We start from the raw sequence: 20,312 nt of genomic DNA, 5'->3' as shown, positions 1-20,312 counted from the left end.
ATGCACGCGAGCGACCGCTATCTGGAGGGCGGGACGCTCGACGACCTGCGCCGGCTTGAGGCCGACCCGCACACCGGCTATGCCGGCCTGCTCCAGCACGGCGTCATCGGGCAGGGGATGAACGACTACGACCGCATCTTCAGCATCCTCCGCGACGCGGGCTTCGGGGGCTGGATTTCGATCGAGGACGGGCAGGACCCCGTCGTGGGCATGGACCATCTGCGGGAGTCGGCGGCCTTCCTCCGCACGAAGATGCACGCGCACGGGCTGCGCTGAAACATAACCGGCGTATCGGATGCGCGAGGCGTTGCGGTTCAGCCGGAAATTTGGTAATAAGTAGCGCGCCGCCGTCGCCTCCGACGAAGGGCCCGATTACAAGGACAGGACTTATGAAGCATTCACTACCCAACATCATCTCTTCCCAGGAATACGACGTCTGCATCGTCGGATCAGGCGCCGGCGGCGGCATGGCGGCCAAAGTGCTGGCGGAGGCCGGCGCGAAAGTGGTCGTGCTCGAAGCCGGCCCGACCTGGTACTCGGAATCCGACGGCGCCATGTTCAAATGGAACTACGAGTCGATGCGCCGCGGCGCCGCGACGCCGGAGCGCCACTTCGGCGAGTTCGACGCCTGCCTCGGCGGGTGGTCGCTCGACGGCGAACCCTATACCCACGCCCCCGGCACGGAATGGAAGTGGTTTCGCGGCCGCATGCTCGGCGGCCGGACGCACCACTGGGGCCGCATCTCCCTGCGCTTCGGGCCCAACGACTTCAAGGGCCGCAGCATCGACGGCGAGGGCGACGACTGGCCGATCGGCTACGACGACATCAAGCCCTACTACGACAAGGTCGACCAGCTCGTCGGGCTCTTCGGCACCAACGAGGGCCTCTACAACGAGCCGGACGGCATCTTCCTGCCCCCGCCGAAGCCGCGCTGTTACGAGTTGCTCGTCAAGAAGACCTGCGACACCATCAACATCCCGGTCATCCCGTCGCGCCTGTCGATTCTTACGCGGCCCCACAACGGCCGCGCGGCCTGCCACTACTGCTCGCAGTGCGGTCGCGGTTGCGCCACGAACTCCAACTTCTCCTCGCCCTCCGTGCTCCTGCGGCCGGCGCTGGCCTCCGGCAACCTCGAGATCATCCCGCACGCGATGGCGCGCGAGGTGACGACGAACGGCGAAGGCCTGGCGACCGGCGTCTCCTACGTGAATACACAGGACATGCAGGAATACCAGGTCAAGGCCCGCGTGGTGGTCCTCGCCGCGAGCGCGTGCGAGTCCGCCCGCCTGCTGCTCAACTCGAAATCCCCGCAGCACCCGAACGGGCTCTCGAACTCCAGCGATGCCGTCGGGCGGTACATCACCGACTCCACCGGCACGAGCATCGCGGGCATCATCCCGCAGCTGATCAACCAGAAGCCCCACAACGAAGACGGCGTGGGCGGTATGCACGTGTACATCCCGTGGTGGCTGGACAACAAGAAGCTCGACTTCCAGCGCGGCTACCACTTCGAGATCTGGGGGGGCCGGCGGATGCCCGGCGCCGGCTTCATGGGGGGCATCGACCACTATAACGGCGTCGACTACGCGCTCGGCATGCGCCGGCCGCGCGGCGGCGGCGGCTACGGCGAACAGCTCAAGAACGACTACCGCAGCCTCTACGGCGCGATCGTCGGCTTCTCGGGACGCGGCGAGATGATAGCCCGGAAGGAAAACCGCTGCACCATCGATCCGCAGGTCGTCGACAAATTCGGCATCCCCGTGCTCAAGTTTGACGTCCGGTTCAGCGACCAGGAATACCTGCAGGTCAAGCACATGCAGGAGACCGCCCGCGAGATCATCCATGCGATGGGTGGCACGCCGATCACCCCGATGCCGACGAAGGAAGAAGGCTACGGCATCCTGGCGCCGGGGCAGATCATCCACGAGGTAGGCGCCACCCGCATGGGCAGCGACCCGCGCAGCTCGGTGCTGAACGCGCATTGCCAGGCTCACGAGGCGAAAAACGTCTTCGTCGCGGACGCCGGCCCCTTCACGTCTCAGGCGCACAAGAATACGACCTGGACGATCCTCGCGCTCGCCTGGCGCACGGCGGATTACATCGTCGATCAACGGAAAAAAGGAAATCTGTAACGGTACGCCCTATGAATCGCAGAGAATCGCTCAAACTCCTGGCGGCGGCGCCCGTCACTGCAGGATTTTCCTGGACCGAACACGATGCCTCCGTCGCCTCCGAAAAGGTGGGCCAGATCAAGGATCGGTCGGCCTTCGCGCCGGCGTTCTTCACCGAACACGAATGGCGCACGGTCAAACTCCTGGCCGACCTCATCATCCCGAAAGACGACCGCTCCGGCAGCGCGACGGACGCCGGCGTGCCGGAGTACATGGATTTCATGATGATCGACAGCCCGAACCGCCAGACGCCGATGCGCGGCGGCCTCGCCTGGATCGATGTCCAGTGCCGGAAACGGTACGGCGCGCCGTTCGCCGACTGCACCGCCGCGCAGCAGACCGCGCTGCTGGACGACATCGCCTACCCCGAGTCCGCGCCGGAAGGCGTCGAACACGGCGTCGCGTTTTTCACCAGCTTCCGGGACCTCACGGCGTCCGGGTTCTGGTCGAGCAAGATGGGCGTCGAGGACCTGCAGTACATGGGCAACACGTTCGTGCCCGAGTGGACGGGCTGCCCCTCCGAAGTGCTCAACGATCTGGGGGTGCGCTATGAGGATTAAACGTGCGATGCTCCTGCTGATCGGCCTGGTTACGATCAACCTGGGTTGCGCCGGCCAGGCCGCGCTGTTCAACGGCAAGGACCTGACGGGCTGGACGATCTACGGCACCGAGCGATGGTATGTCGAAAACGGCGAACTGATCTGCGAAAGCGGGCCCGATGCGCAGTACGGATACCTCGCGACGGACGATTTCTACAAGGACTTCGACCTGACGCTGGAATTCCGCCAGGAGGCGGACGGCAACAGCGGGGTCTTTTTCCGATCGACGATCGAGGGCACAAAAATCACCGGATGGCAGGTGGAAGTCGCCCCGCCCGGGCACGACACCGGCGGCGTCTACGAATCGTACGGACGAGGCTGGCTGATCAAGCCCGATCCCGCCAAGGACAGCGCGCTCAAGATGGGCGAGTGGAATCAGATGCGGATCCGGGTCGTGGGCGATCACGTCCAGAGCTGGCTCAACGGGACCCCGATGGTCGATTTCTCCGATGAAAAGATCGGCCAGGCCAACGGATCGATCGCGCTGCAGATCCACGACGGCGGCGGCATCAAGGTGCGCTGGCGCAACCTCAAGGTCGAGCGCATCGGCTGACGGGATCCAGGCGCACGACTGCCGCAGTTGCGGTTGAGCGGGCGGTTCAGCATCTTACGATGCCGCCCACCGCGTGCGCGTCACCATGCATCCGACCGAAGCACCCATCTTTCCCGGCGACACGACGCCGGCCCTCAAGGCCGTGCGCTCGCGTCATGCGCAGGCCCACGGCACGTACATCGATCGCGAGCCGCCGCCGGATGCCGCCCCGCTGACCCTCGTAGCCACCTGCTCGCGGGATGCCGAACGGCGCTGGCGCCGGCTTTCCCGGATGCTGGATCGGCTCGCCCGTCCCTACATGCGCTTCGGACGCCGGAGGCTGTCGAGTTATAACGCGATGGGGTATGCCGGCATCGCCAGCGGGACCGTCCTCGCCGGCGCGCTGGGTGTCACCCGCGGGTTGCCTCCAGGCATGCTGTTCGCCGTCTGGCTGGCCATCGTCGCCGCCTCCGCCTCCCAGATCGTCGCCACCGCCCTGCTCACCGGGCGGGACCGGCTCGTCTTCCTCCGTTTTCTGCTCGGCGGCCTCGCCGCCACCCTGATCGTCGCCGGCCTGCGCGGCGCGCCGGCGCTTCCCTATCTCGACATCGTCATCGTCGGTTTCGGCATCCTGCAGGCCATGGGCCGGGTGGGCTGTTTCATGGCCGGCTGCTGCCACGGGCGCGCCGCCTCCTGGGGGGTAGCGTATGGCGCCCGCCACCGGGCATCCGGGCTGCCGGCGGCGCTCCGGGGGATCCGTTTCCTGCCGACGCAACTCATCGAGAGCGCCTGGATCGCGGGATGGACCCTCGTCGCCGCCTCGCTCGTCTACGCCGGCGCGCCGGCGGGGTATGCGACCGCCGTCTACATCGCCTTTTACGCGTTGGGACGTTTTGGGGTGGAGTATATCCGGGGGGATGCGTACCGGCTGGCGCACGCGGGCATCACGGAGGCGCAAGGAATCCTGCTGGCGCTGACGGTATCGGTCGGCGGCGCGATCCTTGCCGGCTGGATGCCGGCCCCGCGCGGCCTGCTGGCGGTCCTTGCGCTGCCCGCCCTGCTGCTCGCACTGCAGGCGCTGCGCCCGCGGCATGCCCTCGCCGCGCCGCGCGACCTGCTCGACATCGCCCGCGCACTCGATACGCTCGAAGCCGGAGCGGCCATCCCCCCGCGCAACCCCGGCGCCGTACATGTCGCGCGCACGGCGGCGGGGCTTTTGATCTCCCGCGAAGCCCTGGCTGACGGGTTTTCCGTGCTGTACACGCTATCTCATTCGGATGGCGCACTTACCGACCGCACCGCGGCGCGACGCTGCGACACCATTTTTCGCCTGCGGCCGGGCTTTGATCACGCCATGCTTTATAAAGCGGGCGCGAACCTGTATCATATGGCATGCGCCCCGGCCGCTGCCCCATCCTCACCCTCTCCCCACTCGAATCATCGCCTAGGAGACCCCAATGAATCATGATCTGGAAGCCTGTCGCGCGACACTCAAACGCCGGTGCGACGACCTGTTGGCCCATCCGAACGTGGTCGCGGCCGGCGTCGGCTACAAGGTTACGAACGGCCAGCGCACCGGCACCCTGAGCATCGTCTGCTCGGTATCGAAAAAGGTCGACGCCAGCTCGCTCGCCCCGGAAGATCGCATCCCGAGAGCGGTGGACGACATCCCCACCGACGTGATCGAAACCGGCATCATCCGGGCACTGGCCGACCGCACGACGCGGTATCGCCCCGCGCCCGGCGGATCCAGCATCGGCCATATCGACATCACCGCCGGCACGCTCGGCTGCCTGGTGCGCAAGAACGGCCAGACGTTCATCCTGTCGAACAACCACGTGCTGGCGAACAGCAACGCCGCCGTCGTCGGCGACCCCATCCTGCAGCCCGGCCCGTTCGATGGCGGCCGGTTCCCGCAGGACCAGATCGCCACGCTGGCGGAGTTCATCCCGATCTCGTTCCCCGGCGCCCCTCCGCCCGACCCCGGCAATGGCGGCGGCGGTGGAGGCGGCAATGGCGGCGGCTCGTGTAATGGAGGATCGTGCATCGGCGGCGCCGCGTCCGTCGTCAACGGGTTCTCCAAGATGTTCGGCAGCCGCAACCGCGTCCAGGTAGTGCGGGGATCCGGCGCCGGCGCCACCGTGCATGCGGCCGGCGACAACCTCGTCGACTGCGCGCTGGCCCGCCCGCTGAACGCGGCGGACGTGACCAACGACATCCTCGACATCGGCGCCATCCAGGGCCAGGCGTCCGGCACGCTCGGCATGGCCGTCAAGAAAAGCGGCCGGACCACCGAGTTCACGAACGGCGAAATCATCCAGATCGACGTCGTCTCCAGCGTCTCCTACGGCGCCGGCCTCGTGGCCCGGTTTGTCGACCAGCTCATGGCCGGCGCGATGAGCCAGGGCGGCGACAGCGGCTCGGCCGTCCTCGACGCCAACAACCGCATCGTGGGGCTGCTCTTCGCCGGCAGCTCGACCACGACCATCATCAACCGGATCGAGAACGTCTTCTCGGCGCTGGGTGTGACGCTCTGATCCGCGCTCCTCATCACCATGCTCCCGCAGGATCATGTCCATTCAAGATGCGAAACGCAAACACCAGGACGCCTTGATGGCCATACCGGGCGTCGTGACCCTGGGCATCGGCCTGACGACCGACCACGTGCCGGCCATCATGGTTGGCGTAACCGACCTGAGTGCGCCGGCCGTGAAACAGGTGCCCAAAAAGCTCGAAGGCCACCCGGTGTTCATCTTTGAAGCCGGCCGGGTGCAGGCGCAATAGGCGGTTCAAGGATAAAGGATCGAGGTTTAAGGAATGTACGCCACTGTCCCTTGAACATTGATCCTTGATCCTTAAACTTCGCACCCTACCGCTCGCCCGAGGTCGAATCCGGGGGCGGGCCGTGGCGGCCGTCGGTGTCGCCGGGGCGTTTGGGACCGCGCCGGCGGGGGCCGTCGGGCGCGTAGGGGGGTGGCATGTCCCCTTTGCCACGGCGCCGGCGGAATTCTTCGCGCTCGCGGGCCATCATGTCGCGGAGCTGGCTTTTCTGCTCATCCGTCAGAATCGTATCCAGCTCGGCCCGGAGCGAGTCGAACAGCACCCGGTGCTGCTGAAACATGTCGCGGCGCAGGACCATCTGGCGGAATTCCACGTGTTCGATCGCCTGCCGGATACGCTCCCGCTGCGCATCGTCGGTCGGCTGGATGCCTCGTTCCAGGAACGCCTGCACCCCCCCTTCCATGCGCAGCGCCTCCAGCTCGTCGAGCCGGTTGTTCATGATCGCGCTGGTGGCCAGCGCGCCGATCGCCATCCCGACCACGAGCGTGCCGAGGATGATGAGGATCGAGGTGGTGCGAGTCGTCATGGCGTGACAGCGGTTTGGGCGGCATAGACGGTTTGGGCGGCATAGACGTCCAGGTCGTACACCGAGGCGGCCGAGACGGGCGGCAGGGCCAGTACGGCCTCGGCCGTCGAGCTCTCCGTCGCAAACGACTGCGAGAGCCGGACATTGTAGCCGGCGAGCAGCACGGCGATGAGCACGCCGGCTAGGGCCACGGGGCGAAACACCTGCCCCAGCCAGAGCGCGAGGTCATCCGCGAGTGCGGGACGCGCGCCGGGCTGTAGACGGGCCAGGACCCGGTCCGCGAGATAGGGGTTGCCGGCCGCCTGCGCCTCGGCCTCCATCGCCTGCCGCATATCCTGCCGCATGACGTGCAACGCCTCGACCTCCGCGCGGAGCGTGCCGGACTGATTCAGCGCGTCCTCGAAGCCCCGCCGTTCGGACTCGGAAAGCCGGCCGTCGAGCCAGCGCAGGGTGATATCCAGTTGCCGTTTATCCATCGTCATCGTGCATCGTGCAGGAGTCCCTGCAACGCATGCTTTAATGTAGAAGTGGCGCGGCTCAATCGCGAGAGCACCGTGCCATACGCTATCTGCAGCATGTCCGCCGTCTCCTCGGTGGAATAGCCTTCGAGCAGCCGGAGAACGACCACCGCCTTGTGCTTGTCCGGCAGCGTCGCGATGGCGCGGTGGACCAGCGCGGCTCGTTCGGTGTGTTCGATCCCCCGGGCGTCCTCCGAAACCGGTTCGGGCAGGGGGTGTCGTTCGTCGTCGCGGCTGGTGAAGCGGAGCTGCCAGCGCTTGCGCCGGCGCAAGGCATCCAGCGAGCGGTTCACGGCGATCCGTTTCAGGTACGTCGTCAGGCTCGCGTCGCCGCGATACCGATCCAGCGACTCGTAGAACCGGACAAACACGTCCTGCACCACGTCGTCGACTTCCTCCGTCCGGCCGATCATCGAGACCACCGTGAACGTCACGTGGTCCTGGTGGCGCCCGATGAGGTCGCGAAACGCGCGTCGGTCGCCGGCTCGCAGCCGGTCGATCAACTCCTGTTCAGGCACGTCCGCCTGGGGACGACGTGGCGTTTCTGCTTGCAAACCGGTATATGTTGATTCAACGGTGGTCATCGGACGGCCGGCAAGGCCGGCGACCGGGTCGCGCGCCGAATCGCGCGACCCGGCCACCTTGAGCTCGGGGATCAAACGGAACACCCACACCTCGTGATCCGCCGCGCTCGATTCGTTCAGCGGCCCTTGCCACGCCGGTGGGCCGCACGGGGCCCGGCGTCGGGGCGAGCCTCGAAAAGGAGGGCGCGATGGAGGGCGATCGTTTCGCGCTGGGCGTCGGTGTAGATCCCGTCCACCGCGGTGCGATGGCGGTCGCGCAGCGCATCGAAGGCTTCCCTCGCCGCGTCGCGGTCGCCGGCGGCGTGCGAGGCCCGGAGCGCCTCCATCTCTTTCCGTTGCGTCTCGCGCAGGGCAGCGAGCTGTTCCTGCTGTTCAGGGGTCAGCCCCAGCGCCTCCACCATGGCGGCCGTCGCCTCCTCGCGCATCGCCGGGTCCAATCGGGGTCCGTCGCCCGATCGGGCGCCTCGCGGCCCTTCCGGGCGCATCGCGCCGGCGGGGGGACGCATGCCTTCGGGCAGGATCGGCGCGAGCGTCGCGCTCAGCGCATCGCGGAGCACCCGGGCCTGTTCGCGGAAGGCGGCTTCATCGATATCGCCGGCCTTGCGCTGTTGCATCAAGGTCTGCATCGCCGTGTGGTGCGCCTCCATGGCTTCGCGCACGGCCGCGCGCTGCTCATCCGTCAGGGCGGACAGCGCCGAGGAATCGCGCAGGCCCCCGCGCTGTCTGCGGCCGGTCATGGGCCGGTCGCCGGCGCCGGGCCGTTGCGCCCGAGCCAGCAGCTGTTCCTTTTGATCGGCGTTCAAGGTTTGCTGCAGTGCCGCCGCCGCACGCCACAGCGCGCCCGGCTCGCGATCGTCGACCCGGCTCAGCGCCGGCGCGAGCGCCTCGACCTGCCGCGCAGCGAGGCGCAGTTCGCCGGCCAGACGGTTCGCTGTGGCGCCCTGCACCTCCGGCGACGCCTGGTCCATCGTGTTCGACACCGAATCGCATGCGGCGACGCCGATGCCCAGGGCCAGAACGAGCATCAGCCGGATGCCCGGGATGGATGGTATGCCAGCACGTTTCATAACAGTCACCTCACAGTCAGGGATACAAGCGGATGTTGCCATCCTGGAATTACACCCATAGACGACCGCATCGCCGCCGCATTCCATCGCACCGGTTTTTTCGATTTCCTGCGCTGGCCCGTATTAAATGGCGGAAAGCGAGTATCTTCCGCTCACCTTCCTGGAACCCTCCGCAGCGGAACCGACCTTCCCACCGAGATGCACCGCCTCGCCCTGCTCAGTATCGTCCTCGCCGCCTGCGCGCACCCCGCCGACCCGCCGGCTCCACCGCTCCGTTTCCTCGACCTCAGCGGCGACACGGCGCGGCAGACTGTCGTGGATCGGGACCCGGATCACTATCTGGGACACCCCACGACCGTACTCCTCGAAGACGGCCGCACGATGCTGGCCGTGTTTCCGGAGGGGCACGGAAAAGGCGCCATCGCCCTGAAGCGCAGCGAGGATGGGGGCCGGACGTGGAGTGAGCGGCTCCCCGTGCCGGCGAACTGGGCGACATCGCAGGAGACGCCGACCATCCATCGCGTCGTCGATGCCGCCGGCGTCCGGCGTCTGATCGTCTTCTCCGGGCTCTATCCCATCCGGATGGCCGTGTCCGACGACGACGGTCGCAGCTGGACCCCTCTCGAGCCCATCGGCGACTTCGGGGGCATCGTCGCCATGTCCTCACTCGAACGACTCGCCGACGGCCGCTACATGGCGCTTTTCCACGATGACGGCCGTTTCATCGCCGGCGGCGGCGTAGCCGATACGTTCGTCGTCTATAAAACCCTCTCCTCGGACGGTGGGCTCACGTGGAGCCGGCCGGAAGCCATCGTGAGCGACTCGCGCGCTCATCTGTGCGAGCCCGGGCTCATCCGTTCGCCGGACGGCCGCGAAATCGCGGTGCTGCTGCGCGAGAACAGCCGGCAGTTTCGCTCCTTCATCACCTTTTCCCGGGACGAGGGCGCGACCTGGACGCCGCCCGTCGAGCTGCCGGCGTCCCTCACCGGCGACCGGCATGTGGCGCGGTACGCGACGGACGGGCGCCTCGTGATCACCTTCCGCGACCAACTCAAAAAGGGCCCCACCTGGGGCGACTGGGTCGCGTGGGTCGGCACCTACGACGACCTGGCCGCCGGCCGCGACGGGCAGTACCGCGTCCGCCTGATGGACAATCACCGCGATGCCGACTGCTGCTACCCGGGGCTCGAACGCCTCGGCGACGGCACCTTCGTCACCACCACGTACGGACACTGGACGCCCGACGCCCCGCCCTACGTGGTAAGCATCCACCTAACCCTCGACGAACTCGATGAACTGGCCCAACGGCTTTAAGCGACTCATCCCCGCCGCGTACACCCCCTTTCACGACGACGGAACGCTCCACCTCGACGCCATCCCCGCGCTGGCCGACCTCTACCGCGCCGGCGGCATCGATGCGACCTTCATCGGCGGGACGACGGGCGAATTCGCCTCGATGACGACCGAAGAGCGGCTCCTGCTCGCCGAAGGCTGGATGGCGGCGGCCCGGGACGACATCCAGGTGCTGGTCCATGCCGGCCACACCTGCCAGCAGGACGCCGTCCGGATCGCGGCCCACGCCCGGGAGATCGGCGCCGCCGGCGTATCGGCCCTGGCGCCCTACTACTTTGTCGCGCAGGGACCCGAGGCGCTTGCGGCGTTTCTCGAACCCGTCGCCCGCGCGGCCGACCCGGTGCCCTTCTATTATTACGAGATCCCGTCGATGACCGGCTTCCGCCACGCGCCGGACCGCGTTTTCGAGCTGCTGCTCGAACGCATCCCGAACTTCGCGGGGTTGAAGTATTCGAGCCCGGATCTCGTCCGTTTCCAGCGCTGCCGGCCGGCAGCCGGCGCAGACCTCGACCGCTATTTCGGATCCGACGAGATGCTGCTGGCGGCCGTCGCCGTCGGCGCCACCGGCGCTATCGGCAGCACCTACAACTACAGCGCCCCCCTGTATGCGCGGATGCTGTCCGCCTATGCCGCGGGCGAAACGAATGAAGCAAGACGACTTCAACGCACGTCGGTGGACCTCGTCGACGTCCTCGTGCGCTTCGGCGGCCTGTCCGCCGGCAAGGCGCTGATGGCGTTACTGGGCGCCCCGTGCGGCCCCGTGCGCCCCCCACTTCGACCGCTGGCGCACGCAGAGACGCGCGCGCTCTACGAAGCCCTGTCCGGCTTCGAAGGATTCATCCGCCCCCTCCAGTTTCCAGCCGGATACCTTCCATGACACCCGCGCATCGCCAACAGCTTTACGAAACCTATCAACGTGGACTCCTCGATGACACGCTGCCGTTCTGGATCCGGCACGGCGTCGACCGGGAAGCCGGCGGTTTCCTGATCGCACTGGATCGGGACGGCACGGTGCTCGACACCGACAAGGGGATGTGGCCCCAGGGACGGTTTACCTGGCTGCTGTCCACCCTCTACCATACCGTCGAGCAACGCAGCGAATGGCTGGATCTCGCCGCGCATGGCGTCGACTTCATCCGGCGGCACGGCTTCGATACCGACGGGCGCATGTTTTTTCAGGTGACGCGCGACGGCCGGCCCCTGCGCAAGCGGCGGTACGTCTTCACCGAGGCGTTCGCGAGCATGGCGATGGCGGCGTACGGACGCGCCGCCGGCGACGGACGCGCCGCCGACGACGCCGTCGCGCTGTTCGAACGATTCATCCATTACGCCAACACCCCCGGCGCCCTGCCGCCCAAAGGGTATCCCGAAACCCGGCAGGCGAAAAGCATCGGCATCCCGATGATCACGATCAACCTCGCGCAAACGCTGCGGGACACGATCGACGCCCCGGGCTGCGACGCCCACATCGATCGGTGCATCGAAGAGATCCGGCGCGACTTCATGAAGCCCGATCAGCGGGTCGTGCTGGAGACGGTCGGGCCGCAGGGTGAATTCATCGACCACTTCGACGGACGTACGCTCAACCCCGGTCATGCCATCGAAGCCGCCTGGTTTATCCTCCACGAGGCCCGGCATCGCGGGGGCGACGCCGCACTCACCCGCATCGGGCTCGATATCCTCGACTGGATGTGGGAACGCGGCTGGGACGCCGAATACGGTGGCATCCTGTATTTCCGCGATCTGAATGACGGCCCCGTTCAGGAGTACTGGCACGACATGAAGTTCTGGTGGCCGCACAACGAAGCCATCATCGCCACGTTGCTCGCCTACGAGATGACCGGCGACGAGCGGTATGCCCGCTGGCACCGCCTGGTGCACGACTGGTCGTACACCCACTTCCCCGACCCCGAGCACGGCGAATGGTACGGGTATCTGCACCGCGACGGAAGGCTCTCGGTGCGCCTGAAGGGCAATCTGTGGAAAGGCCCCTTCCATCTGCCCCGGATGCAATGGTATTGCGCCCAGTTGTTGAAGCCAATTTCATGATGAGCGGCCGGAACAAGCCGTCACCATTTTAATACATGTCATTACATGTAACCAACCTGCACCATAAACCTCATGATCGAACTGCTTTCGCAGCCCTGGCCCTGGTATGTGGCCGGCCCCATCATCGGCCTGATGGTGCCGACGCTCCTGCTGTTGACCGGCAAGTCGTTCGGCGTATCGTCGAGTCTGCGCCACCTGTGCGCCGCGATCGCGCCCGGAAAAAATGCCTACCTGCGGTACGACTGGAAGAAAGACGGCCTCTGGAATCTCCTCTTCGTCGCCGGCATCGCGCTGGGCGGTTTGCTGGCCGGATTATGGCTGGCCAACCCGAACCCCATCGCCATCTCCGAGGCGACGCACGCCGACCTGCAGGCGCTGGGCATTCGCGATTTTAACGGCATGGCGCCGGCGGACCTGTTTTCGTGGGACGCGCTGGGTACCCTGCCGGGGTTTGTCATCCTGGTGATCGGCGGCTTTCTGGTGGGTTTTGGCGCCCGCTATGCCGGCGGGTGCACGTCCGGCCACGCGATCATGGGCATTGCCTCGATGCAAAAAGCCTCGATCTACGCCACGATCGGGTTTTTTATCGGCGGCATCGTCGTGACCTACCTCGTCTATCCCCTCCTCTTTAGCTAACGCTCCTTTTCCAGCCTTTACATCCAGCTTCCATGACCACCACTACAGCACCACTGGCCAGGGAAACCCGAACCTTCTACGGTCACCGTCCCGTCGATGTCATCCTCTATCTGATTCTGGGCGTGGCGTTTGGCGTCATTCTGACCAAATCAGAGGTGATTTCCTGGTTCAGGATCCAAGAAATGTTTCGGTTTCAGGGCTTCCACATGTATGGCGTGATCGGGAGCGCGCTGGTCGTCGCCTCGATCTCCCTTGCCTTGATAAAGCGGGGGCGTTTTAAGACGATACTTGGTGACGACATCCAGATCGAACAGAAACCCTACGACCGAGGCATCAATCAGTGGGCCGGCGGGATCCTCTTCGGGTTCGGCTGGGCGCTCACCGGCGCATGCCCGGGTCCGTTGTATGCGCTCGTCGGCAACGGGTTGACCGTAATCGCCATCCCCCTGCTGGCCGCCGCGGCCGGCGCGTGGGCCTATGGCGCCCTGCGTCCCTACTTGCCGCACTAGGGATGGCGGGATGTTGGATGTTGATTATGGGATGCAGGATGTTGGATGCAAGATGTTGGATGCAGGATGTTGGATGCAGGATGTTGGATGCAAGATGTTGGATGCAGGATGTTGATTATGAGATGCAAGATGTTGGATGCAGGATCTAACTGATCGTTCAGTAAGCATCACCAGTTGTCCCGCATCCCACATCTAGCATCCCGCATCCTGCATCCCGCATCCTGCATCCTGCATCCCGCATCCTGCATCTAGCATCCCGCATCCCGCATCTAGCCCCCCCATCCCCCAGCCTAGCCTGCAGGCCTAACACCATGCCGAATGTACGCACGCTCATGCCGGCCCTTGCCTGGATGCCCGCCTACCGACGGGAAGACCTGGGTGGCGACCTGGCGGCCGGCGTCACGGTCGGGGTCATGCTCATTCCCCAGGGGATGGCCTATGCCCTGATCGCGGGGCTCCCGCCGATTTACGGACTGTATGCGGCGCTGGTGCCGCTGGTGGTGTATGCGCTGTTCGGCACGTCCCGTCAGCTGGCGGTGGGTCCGGTGGCGATGGTGTCGCTGCTGGTGGCGGCCGGCGTGTCGCCCCTGGCCGACGGCGATCCGGCGCGACATGTAGCGCTTGCGCTGATGCTCGCCTTCATGGTCGGCGCGTTCCAGTTCACGCTGGGGGTGGCGCGGTTCGGGTTCCTGTCCGACTTCCTCTCCCATTCCGTCCTCACCGGCTTTACGGGCGCCGCGGCGCTCATCATCGGACTGAGCCAGCTCAAGCATTTGCTCGGTGTTAGCCTGCCGAAGTCCAGCAACATCTTTTTCATCCTCGGCGCGGCGTGGCAGCAGGCGGGAGCGATTCATCCAGCGACGCTCGCGATCGGGTTGAGCGGCATCGCGCTGGTCTACACCCTGAAGCGCCTCAAACCGCGCTGGCCGGCCGGGTTGCTCGCCGTGTTGTTCAGTACGGTCGCCGTGTGGGCGCTGAAACTGGCGCCGGCCGGCGTCCGCATCGTGGGTGAGATTCCGGGTGGATTGCCCGGATTCGCGCTGCCCGTGTTTTCTGCCGCGACCTTCGAGGCGCTGCTGCCCACGGCGCTGACCATCACCCTGATCGGGTTTACGGAATCGATCGCCGTCGCCAAGGTCTACGCCGCGAAAAACCGGTACCAGGTCGACGCCAACCAGGAGCTTGTGGGCCTGGGACTGGCCAATCTCGTCGGGAGCCTGTTCATGGCCTATCCGACGACCGGTGGGTTTTCGCGCACCGCCGTCAATGCGCAGGCCGGCGCGCGCACGAACCTCGCCGCCCTCATCAGCGCCGGCGTCATCGGCCTGACGCTGCTCTTCCTGACGCCGCTCTTTTACTACATGCCCCAGGCCATCCTGGCGGCCATCGTCATGGTTGCCGTGTTCGGCCTGATCGACGTCAAAGAGGCTCGTTTTCTATGGCGGAGCGACCGCAGGGATTTTGTCCTGATGGCGATCACGTTTGCCGCCACGCTCTGGCTCGGGATCGAGGAAGGCATCCTGGTGGGCGTCGTCAGCTCGCTGGCGATGGTGCTGCAGCAAAGCAGCAAACCGCATGTCGCCGTGATGGGCCGGATCCCCAACACCGACGTGTTCAGAAATGTCCTGCGCCATCCCAACGCCATCGTGCACCGCGGGGTGCTCATCTTCAGAATGGATGCGAGCCTGTATTTCCTGAACGCCGGCTATCTCCGGGAGCGGGTCAACGCCCTGGTCGCCGCCGACCAGGCGCTCCACACGCTCATCCTGGATGCGTATCCGGTCAACAAGATCGACGCGAGCGGTTTGCATGTGCTCCGGGAGGTCCTGGAGAGCCTCCGGCACCGCAAGGTCCGGCTCGTCATGAGCGGCGTGAAGGGGCCGGTCATGGACAAGCTCAAGGCGTCCGGCCTCGCGGAGGAAATCGGCGCCGAGAACTTTTTCATGGAGTTGCCCGAGGCCGTCGGCACGATCTGCCCCGAAACCCAACCGGCCGCCCAGGCCCTGTCCCAGTTCGTCAACTGACATGAAGATTCGTCTGCTCGACGATAGCATCCGGCTGCGGCTTCGCCAGGGCGAGCTGGACCGCCTGCAACGCCAGGGCCGCATCGAAGGCGCCACCCGGTTCGGGCCGGCGCCGGACGCCGCCTGGCGATGCCTCCTCGTGCGCGATGCCGGCGCCTCGCCGCTGTCCGTCTCCTTCGAGGCCGGCCTCCTCACGATCGGACTCGATCCCTCCGTGCTGGATGCACTCGCCACCACCGATCGCGTGGGCGTGGAGCATGCCGTGGCGCTCGGCGAGGCCGGCGTGCTCACGGTCTGCGTGGAAAAGGATTTCAAGTGCCTGTCGCCGCGCGAGGAAGACGCCGATGCATACCCCCACCCCGATTCGACTACCGGTCATCAGTGCTAGCTCCCGGCCCCTATCGCCCCTGGAACCATTTTTCTGGCCACTTGTTATGACAGGTATGCTCCAATAAACCAGGCAAGACACGTCCGGTGCGTCGGACGGCGTTGCGCCCACTACAAGAAGAAGCGTATGTTCTTTCGACAGATCTTCGAACCCAATCTGGCCCAGTACAGCTACCTGATCGGATGCCAGCGCACCGGTGAAGCCATCGTGATCGACCCGATGCGCGACATCGACCGATACATCGACGTGGCCGCCTCCGAGGACCTTCGCATCGTCGCCATCGCGGAGACGCATATTCACGCCGACTACCTGTCCGGCGCCCGCGAGTTCGCGGAGCGTCTTGGCGTGGCGCTGTACCTCTCGGACGAGGGCGACGCCAACTGGAAATATGTCTGGGCCCGGGAGGGTTCGTACGATTTCCGGCCGATGAAGCACAAGGACCGGTTCAAGATCGGCAACATCCAGTTCGAGGTGGTGCACACCGCCGGCCATACGCCGGAGCATATCAGCTTCCTGATCACGGATCTCGGCGGCGGCGCCAACGAGCCGATGGGCATGGCGACGGGCGACTTTGTTTTTGTGGGCGACCTCGGCCGTCCCGACCTGCTCGAATCGGCCGCCGGCCAGGCCGGCGCCATGGAGCCTTCCGCGCGGCGGCTCTACGCCTCGGTCCAGGAATTCCTCGACCTTCCCGACTACCTCCAGATCTGGCCGGGTCACGGCGCCGGCAGCGCCTGCGGCAAGGCCCTCGGCGCCGTACCGGAATCGACGGTAGGCTACGAACGCCGTTTCAACGCCTCCATCCTGGCGGCGCAGGAGGGCGAGAACGTGTTCGTGGAGCGTATCCTCGACGGCCAGCCCGAACCGCCGATGTATTTCGCGCGGATGAAACACGAAAACAAGACCGGCCCCCGCGTGCTGGGCGCCCTTCCGCACCCGAAGCCCGTTTCCGCCGGCGACCTCGCGGCGCTGTCGGGCCGGGACGACGTCGTCGTGCTCGATACCCGCGCCGACTCGAACGCCTTCATGAAAGGCCATCTCGCCGGTTCGCTGTATGCGCCGATGGGCAAGACGCTGAACACGATCGCCGGCTCGTACGTCCAACCCGAGCAGGCCATCTATCTGATCGTCGATGCGGTGGACGATGTGCGCGAAGCCGTACTGAACCTGATCCGCATCGGGCTCGACCACATCGTCGGCTATGCGCCGGCGTCCGAGCTCGCGGCGCTCGACCTGGCGTCGACGCCGATCATCGACACGCGGTCCCTCGAAACGGCGCGGCAGCGCCCGGGGGCGAAAGTGCTCGACGTTCGCCGGCTGGCGGAGTTCGAGGAGGGCCACGTGCCCGGCGCGATCAATATCGCACATACGCGCCTGCTCCTCCGCAGCGGGGAGTTGGAAAATACCGGCACCTACCTCGTGCACTGCCGCAGCGGCGCGCGCGCCGCAGCCGCGACATCGCTGCTCGACCGGCTCGGCTACGATGTCGTCTATGTCGACGGCATGTATGCGGACTGGGCCTCGCACCACAAGGAAGAAAAAGGCAAACCGGTCGAGGTGCTTTAACCATGCGGGTGGAGGCCTCGTCGCCATGCCACCCTCTTTTTTTAGATCCCCGGTTCAGGCCGGGGACGGCCCCTAACTCGCGATCCCGCCATGCGCCTCCCTGACCTGGAGTCACATCGTATCCTGCGCGGCATGGCGACCTATGCGAGGCGGAATCTGTCCGGCGACCTCACGGCGGGGCTGACGGTGGGCATCATGCTGATCCCGCAGGGGATGGCGTATGCGCTGCTCGGGGGGATGCCGCCTATTTACGGGCTCTACGCCTCACTCGTCCCGCTCTTCGTTTACGCCCTCGCCGGCAGCTCGCGCCACCTCGCGGCGGGCACCGTGGCCATCGACAGCCTCATCATGGTCTTCGCCCTGAGCGCGATGGCGGAGACCGGGACGGACCGGTATGTGGAACTGGCGCTGATGTTCGCCTTCATGGTCGGCGTCATCCACCTCATCCTGGCGGCGGGGCGGCTCGGGTTTCTGATCAACCTGCTGTCGCGGCCGGCTATCCTCGGGTTTATCTCCGCGGCCGCCGCGATGATCGGCTTCAGCCAGCTGTCCAATATCCTGGGGCTCGAACTGAGGCGGAGCCAGTACATCTACGACATCCTGTACGACGCCGCGCGCCACATCCGGGAGACGCACATGCTGTCGCTCCTGATCGGGTTGTGCGGCGCCTTCCTGCTCATCATTCTGCACAGGTGGCGCAAGATCCCCACGGCGCTGCTGGTCGTGGTCGCCGCCACGATCCTGACCTGGGCGCTCCGGCTGGACCGCTACGGCGTGGCGATCGTCGGGTCGATCCCGGTCGGGCTGCCCCACTTCGCGCTGCCCGTCGTGGACTGGGTCGCCTTCAAGACGCTGGCGCCGACGGCTCTGATGCTGGCGCTGATCCAGTTTACCAACGTCGGATCGCTCGGCAAGGCCTTCGCGGCGCGGCACAACTACACGATCAAGCCGAACCAGGAATTGTTCGCGCTGGGGCTGGCGAACATCGCCGGCAGCTTCTTCCAGAGTTACCCCATCTCGGGCAGCTTTAGCCGGACGGCGGTCAACGAGCAGTCTGGCGGCAAAACCCGGGCCTCGAACGCCGTGGCGGCTTCCCTCATCGTGCTGACGCTGCTGGTGCTGACCCCGCTCCTCTACTACCTGCCCATCCCCATCCTGGCGTCCATCATCATGGTGGCGGCCTTCGGGATGATCAACGTGAAGGAGCTTCGTCATCTCTACCGGATGAAGCGCACCGACGGGCACCTGGCAGTGATGACGTTTCTGGTGACGCTCGTTTTCGGGCTGGAGCCCGGCATCCTGGTGGGCATCGCGGCGTCAGTCGTCGCCATCATGTACCGCATCAGCCGGCCCAACTTCGCCATCCTCGGCCACCTCCCCGGCACGCGTTCGTTCCGCGACGTGGACCTCTATCCGGAGGCGACCGAGATCGAGGGCATCCTCATCCTCCGCGTCGACGCCTCGTTTTCGTATGCGAACGCCGACTTCCTGAAAGATCTCATCCTCTCCAAGTGCGATCCCGCGTCGCACCGGATCCGGGCCGTCGTGATCGACGCAAGCTCGGTCAACGACCTCGACACGACCGCCGTTTCGGCGCTCTTCAGCATCCTGGAAAACCTGAGCCGGCACGAGATCGAGATGTACTTCACGGGACTCCACGGATCGGTGGAAGGCGTGCTCCAGCGCTCCGGACTGGCCGATCGCATCGGTCGGGATCATATCCTCCTCAGCCCCTATCGGGCCGTGCGCCGCATCCAGGGTTTACCGGAAAACGAGCCGTACGGGATCGGGGCGGAGGAGCCGGCGGCGACGTTGACCGACTGATCGCCGCAAGATGGCGAGGCGCCACATTGAGGCCCGCGTCGACGGACGATCGTGCCGGCTACCCCCCCTGCTCCAGTTGCCGCGCGCCCGAGGCCAGCGCATCGATGAGCCGGGAGGTGCCGCGGAGGCGTTCGACCCACGGCGTGACGGCGTCGGCAACGCCCTGCGTCGGGTAGGCTTCCGAGATGGCTTCCAGCGCGAAGCGCTGGCTGTCGACCAGATACCGGAGCGCATCGAGCAGCGCGTTCAGCCGGTCGTAGGAAACGGCCGAACGAAACAGGTTGGTCATGATCTGGCCGCGATCGCCGAACCCGATCGGGGCGCCCAGCGTGCGGCCCAGCCGGCCGATGTCGTCCCGCGCCACAAAAAGGCCGGACCAGACCGGGCGGGTGACATAGACCGCGATGTCCTTGAGGGTGGTTTCGGGACGCGCCATGAGGTCCGGCGCCTCGGGCCGGGCCTGCGCCGCCGGGGAGACGGGCGGCAGCGCGGCATGATGATCCAGCACCACCTCCAGCAGCATGTCGGCCAGCACGGCGTAGCGGTCGTCTTCCTGCCGGCGCAGCGAGAGGAGAAAGATGGGCATCCAGTGGAGGACGTGGTCGGTCATAAACGCCTGCAGACGCTCGCCCCAGCGGTCCGCCGCCGGCTGGGCCCCGGCCTTCAGCGCTTCGGCCCTGAAGGCGCTGAGGCGGCTCATGAACGCCAGCTCGACGGCCACATGGTCGGGCGCCGGCGCATCGGCGGGCGGCGTGAACCCCGACGCGGCGTAGTGATCGAGCGCCTCCGTCGAGACGCGGCCGCCGAGCTGCCCCTCGGCCTCGAGGTACACACTCGCGAAGGGCAGCACATTGAAGCCGATAAAACGCTGGTACCGCGCGGCCTCCTCGTCTTCGTTGAACGCCGCGTCGGCGTCCTGCCAGAAGAGCCCGCGCATATCCTGCCAGAGGGCCTCGTCAACGGCACCGGACAGCCATCGCCCCAGGACGTCGTACGCCAGGCTCCTCGCCCGTTCCATCGCATCTGCATTCATGAAACCTCACCGGATGGATCCACCGGACGGGGATCCGTCCCCGTCGGGAGAAAAGGCCGGCAGCCCGACGCGCGCCGGGCTGCCGTCCCCTC

The 20,312-nt window shown here is 66.2% G+C and carries 21 protein-coding genes; 16 read left to right on the top strand and 5 right to left on the bottom strand.

The window, feature by feature from the left end:
* From R2834_07885 to R2834_07855, 7 genes are all read left to right on the top strand, one after another.
* On the top strand, window positions 1-276 hold a 276-nt coding region (locus R2834_07885; protein ID MEZ4700232.1), incomplete at its 5' end, for a hypothetical protein.
* A 113-nt stretch (window positions 277-389) separates the two neighbouring features.
* Window positions 390-2,132: a GMC family oxidoreductase gene (locus R2834_07880; GenBank protein ID MEZ4700231.1), complete on the top strand. Its 1,743-nt coding sequence runs from the start codon at window positions 390-392 to the stop codon at window positions 2,130-2,132.
* Window positions 2,133-2,143: 11 nt separating this feature from the next.
* Window positions 2,144-2,731, top strand: coding sequence for a gluconate 2-dehydrogenase subunit 3 family protein (locus R2834_07875; GenBank protein MEZ4700230.1), 588 nt, complete (start codon window positions 2,144-2,146; stop codon window positions 2,729-2,731).
* Complete coding sequence (locus R2834_07870) at window positions 2,721-3,323, top strand: DUF1080 domain-containing protein (GenBank protein MEZ4700229.1); 603 nt, start codon at window positions 2,721-2,723, stop codon at window positions 3,321-3,323. The genes R2834_07875 and R2834_07870 overlap by 11 nt, the downstream gene beginning before the upstream one ends.
* A gap of 85 nt (window positions 3,324-3,408) precedes the next feature.
* On the top strand, window positions 3,409-4,770 hold the full coding sequence (locus R2834_07865; GenBank protein MEZ4700228.1) for a prolipoprotein diacylglyceryl transferase: 1,362 nt from the start codon (window positions 3,409-3,411) through the stop codon (window positions 4,768-4,770).
* Window positions 4,760-5,839: a hypothetical protein gene (locus tag R2834_07860; GenBank protein ID MEZ4700227.1), complete on the top strand. Its 1,080-nt coding sequence runs from the start codon at window positions 4,760-4,762 to the stop codon at window positions 5,837-5,839. Before R2834_07865 ends, R2834_07860 begins: the two co-directional genes overlap by 11 nt.
* Before the next feature lie 34 nt (window positions 5,840-5,873).
* Window positions 5,874-6,086: a hypothetical protein gene (locus tag R2834_07855; protein ID MEZ4700226.1), complete on the top strand. Its 213-nt coding sequence runs from the start codon at window positions 5,874-5,876 to the stop codon at window positions 6,084-6,086.
* Window positions 6,087-6,171: 85 nt separating this feature from the next.
* Here the strand turns inward: R2834_07855 and R2834_07850 are convergent, their stop codons facing one another.
* From R2834_07850 to R2834_07835, 4 genes are all read right to left on the bottom strand, one after another.
* The gene (locus R2834_07850; protein ID MEZ4700225.1) at window positions 6,172-6,669 is read right to left on the bottom strand and encodes a hypothetical protein; all 498 of its coding nucleotides are present in this window, start codon (window positions 6,667-6,669) and stop codon (window positions 6,172-6,174) included.
* Entirely contained in the window at window positions 6,666-7,151 is a 486-nt protein-coding gene (locus tag R2834_07845) for a hypothetical protein (GenBank protein MEZ4700224.1), read from the bottom strand. The genes R2834_07850 and R2834_07845 overlap by 4 nt, the downstream gene beginning before the upstream one ends.
* A complete protein-coding gene (locus R2834_07840) occupies window positions 7,148-7,741 on the bottom strand; it encodes a sigma-70 family RNA polymerase sigma factor (protein MEZ4700223.1) in 594 nt (197 codons plus the stop codon). The genes R2834_07845 and R2834_07840 overlap by 4 nt, the downstream gene beginning before the upstream one ends.
* Window positions 7,742-7,887: 146 nt before the next feature.
* On the bottom strand, window positions 7,888-8,838 hold the full coding sequence (locus tag R2834_07835) for a Spy/CpxP family protein refolding chaperone (protein ID MEZ4700222.1): 951 nt from the start codon (window positions 8,836-8,838) through the stop codon (window positions 7,888-7,890).
* Window positions 8,839-9,036: 198 nt separating this feature from the next.
* Here R2834_07835 and R2834_07830 point away from each other — a divergent pair, with 198 nt between their 5' ends.
* The 9 genes from R2834_07830 (at window position 9,037) to sulP (ending at window position 19,187) form a co-directional block, all read left to right on the top strand.
* The gene (locus R2834_07830) at window positions 9,037-10,152 is read left to right on the top strand and encodes a sialidase family protein (GenBank protein ID MEZ4700221.1); all 1,116 of its coding nucleotides are present in this window, start codon (window positions 9,037-9,039) and stop codon (window positions 10,150-10,152) included.
* On the top strand, window positions 10,130-11,068 hold the full coding sequence (locus R2834_07825) for a dihydrodipicolinate synthase family protein (protein ID MEZ4700220.1): 939 nt from the start codon (window positions 10,130-10,132) through the stop codon (window positions 11,066-11,068). Before R2834_07830 ends, R2834_07825 begins: the two co-directional genes overlap by 23 nt.
* Window positions 11,065-12,240, top strand: a complete 1,176-nt coding sequence (locus R2834_07820; protein MEZ4700219.1) for an AGE family epimerase/isomerase — start codon at window positions 11,065-11,067, stop codon at window positions 12,238-12,240. The genes R2834_07825 and R2834_07820 overlap by 4 nt, the downstream gene beginning before the upstream one ends.
* Before the next feature lie 72 nt (window positions 12,241-12,312).
* A complete protein-coding gene (locus R2834_07815; GenBank protein ID MEZ4700218.1) occupies window positions 12,313-12,876 on the top strand; it encodes a YeeE/YedE thiosulfate transporter family protein in 564 nt (187 codons plus the stop codon).
* A 32-nt stretch (window positions 12,877-12,908) separates the two neighbouring features.
* Window positions 12,909-13,385 carry a DUF6691 family protein gene (locus tag R2834_07810; protein MEZ4700217.1) on the top strand — a complete coding sequence of 159 codons (477 nt, stop codon included), beginning with the start codon at window positions 12,909-12,911 and terminating at the stop codon, window positions 13,383-13,385.
* Window positions 13,386-13,696: 311 nt separating this feature from the next.
* Window positions 13,697-15,409 (top strand): solute carrier family 26 protein, encoded by a 1,713-nt coding sequence (locus tag R2834_07805; GenBank protein MEZ4700216.1) that lies wholly within the window; start codon window positions 13,697-13,699, stop codon window positions 15,407-15,409.
* A gap of 1 nt (window position 15,410) precedes the next feature.
* Entirely contained in the window at window positions 15,411-15,797 is a 387-nt protein-coding gene (locus R2834_07800) for a hypothetical protein (protein MEZ4700215.1), read from the top strand.
* A 126-nt stretch (window positions 15,798-15,923) separates the two neighbouring features.
* Window positions 15,924-17,363 (top strand): MBL fold metallo-hydrolase, encoded by a 1,440-nt coding sequence (locus R2834_07795; protein MEZ4700214.1) that lies wholly within the window; start codon window positions 15,924-15,926, stop codon window positions 17,361-17,363.
* Between the two features lie 90 nt (window positions 17,364-17,453).
* The gene (gene sulP / locus R2834_07790) at window positions 17,454-19,187 is read left to right on the top strand and encodes a sulfate permease (GenBank protein MEZ4700213.1); all 1,734 of its coding nucleotides are present in this window, start codon (window positions 17,454-17,456) and stop codon (window positions 19,185-19,187) included.
* A 58-nt stretch (window positions 19,188-19,245) separates the two neighbouring features.
* Here sulP and R2834_07785 read toward each other — a convergent pair whose 3' ends face one another.
* The gene (locus R2834_07785) at window positions 19,246-20,220 is read right to left on the bottom strand and encodes a molecular chaperone TorD family protein (protein MEZ4700212.1); all 975 of its coding nucleotides are present in this window, start codon (window positions 20,218-20,220) and stop codon (window positions 19,246-19,248) included.
* Window positions 20,221-20,312 lie beyond the last annotated feature (92 nt).

The organism is Rhodothermales bacterium, assembly GCA_041391505.1.
In the GTDB taxonomy this organism is placed as follows: domain Bacteria; phylum Bacteroidota; class Rhodothermia; order Rhodothermales; family JAHQVL01; genus JAWKNW01.
This window is presented reverse-complemented; position numbering and strand designations above follow the sequence as displayed.

Excerpts from the sequence above, each read along its gene's own strand:
- R2834_07880 (MEZ4700231.1), top strand. The coding sequence starts at position 390 with ATGAAGCATTCACTACCCAACATCATCTCTTCCCAGGAATACGACGTC.
- R2834_07875 (MEZ4700230.1), top strand. The coding sequence starts at position 2,144 with ATGAATCGCAGAGAATCGCTCAAACTCCTGGCGGCGGCGCCCGTCACT.
- R2834_07870 (MEZ4700229.1), top strand. The coding sequence starts at position 2,721 with ATGAGGATTAAACGTGCGATGCTCCTGCTGATCGGCCTGGTTACGATC.
- R2834_07865 (MEZ4700228.1), top strand. The coding sequence starts at position 3,409 with ATGCATCCGACCGAAGCACCCATCTTTCCCGGCGACACGACGCCGGCC.
- R2834_07860 (MEZ4700227.1), top strand. The coding sequence starts at position 4,760 with ATGAATCATGATCTGGAAGCCTGTCGCGCGACACTCAAACGCCGGTGC.
- R2834_07855 (MEZ4700226.1), top strand. The coding sequence starts at position 5,874 with ATGTCCATTCAAGATGCGAAACGCAAACACCAGGACGCCTTGATGGCC.
- R2834_07850 (MEZ4700225.1), bottom strand. The coding sequence starts at position 6,669 with ATGACGACTCGCACCACCTCGATCCTCATCATCCTCGGCACGCTCGTG.
- R2834_07845 (MEZ4700224.1), bottom strand. The coding sequence starts at position 7,151 with ATGACGATGGATAAACGGCAACTGGATATCACCCTGCGCTGGCTCGAC.
- R2834_07835 (MEZ4700222.1), bottom strand. The coding sequence starts at position 8,838 with ATGAAACGTGCTGGCATACCATCCATCCCGGGCATCCGGCTGATGCTC.
- R2834_07830 (MEZ4700221.1), top strand. The coding sequence starts at position 9,037 with ATGCACCGCCTCGCCCTGCTCAGTATCGTCCTCGCCGCCTGCGCGCAC.
- R2834_07825 (MEZ4700220.1), top strand. The coding sequence starts at position 10,130 with ATGAACTGGCCCAACGGCTTTAAGCGACTCATCCCCGCCGCGTACACC.
- R2834_07820 (MEZ4700219.1), top strand. The coding sequence starts at position 11,065 with ATGACACCCGCGCATCGCCAACAGCTTTACGAAACCTATCAACGTGGA.
- R2834_07815 (MEZ4700218.1), top strand. The coding sequence starts at position 12,313 with ATGATCGAACTGCTTTCGCAGCCCTGGCCCTGGTATGTGGCCGGCCCC.
- R2834_07810 (MEZ4700217.1), top strand. The coding sequence starts at position 12,909 with ATGACCACCACTACAGCACCACTGGCCAGGGAAACCCGAACCTTCTAC.
- R2834_07805 (MEZ4700216.1), top strand. The coding sequence starts at position 13,697 with ATGCCGAATGTACGCACGCTCATGCCGGCCCTTGCCTGGATGCCCGCC.
- R2834_07800 (MEZ4700215.1), top strand. The coding sequence starts at position 15,411 with ATGAAGATTCGTCTGCTCGACGATAGCATCCGGCTGCGGCTTCGCCAG.
- R2834_07795 (MEZ4700214.1), top strand. The coding sequence starts at position 15,924 with ATGTTCTTTCGACAGATCTTCGAACCCAATCTGGCCCAGTACAGCTAC.
- sulP (MEZ4700213.1), top strand. The coding sequence starts at position 17,454 with ATGCGCCTCCCTGACCTGGAGTCACATCGTATCCTGCGCGGCATGGCG.
- R2834_07785 (MEZ4700212.1), bottom strand. The coding sequence starts at position 20,220 with ATGAATGCAGATGCGATGGAACGGGCGAGGAGCCTGGCGTACGACGTC.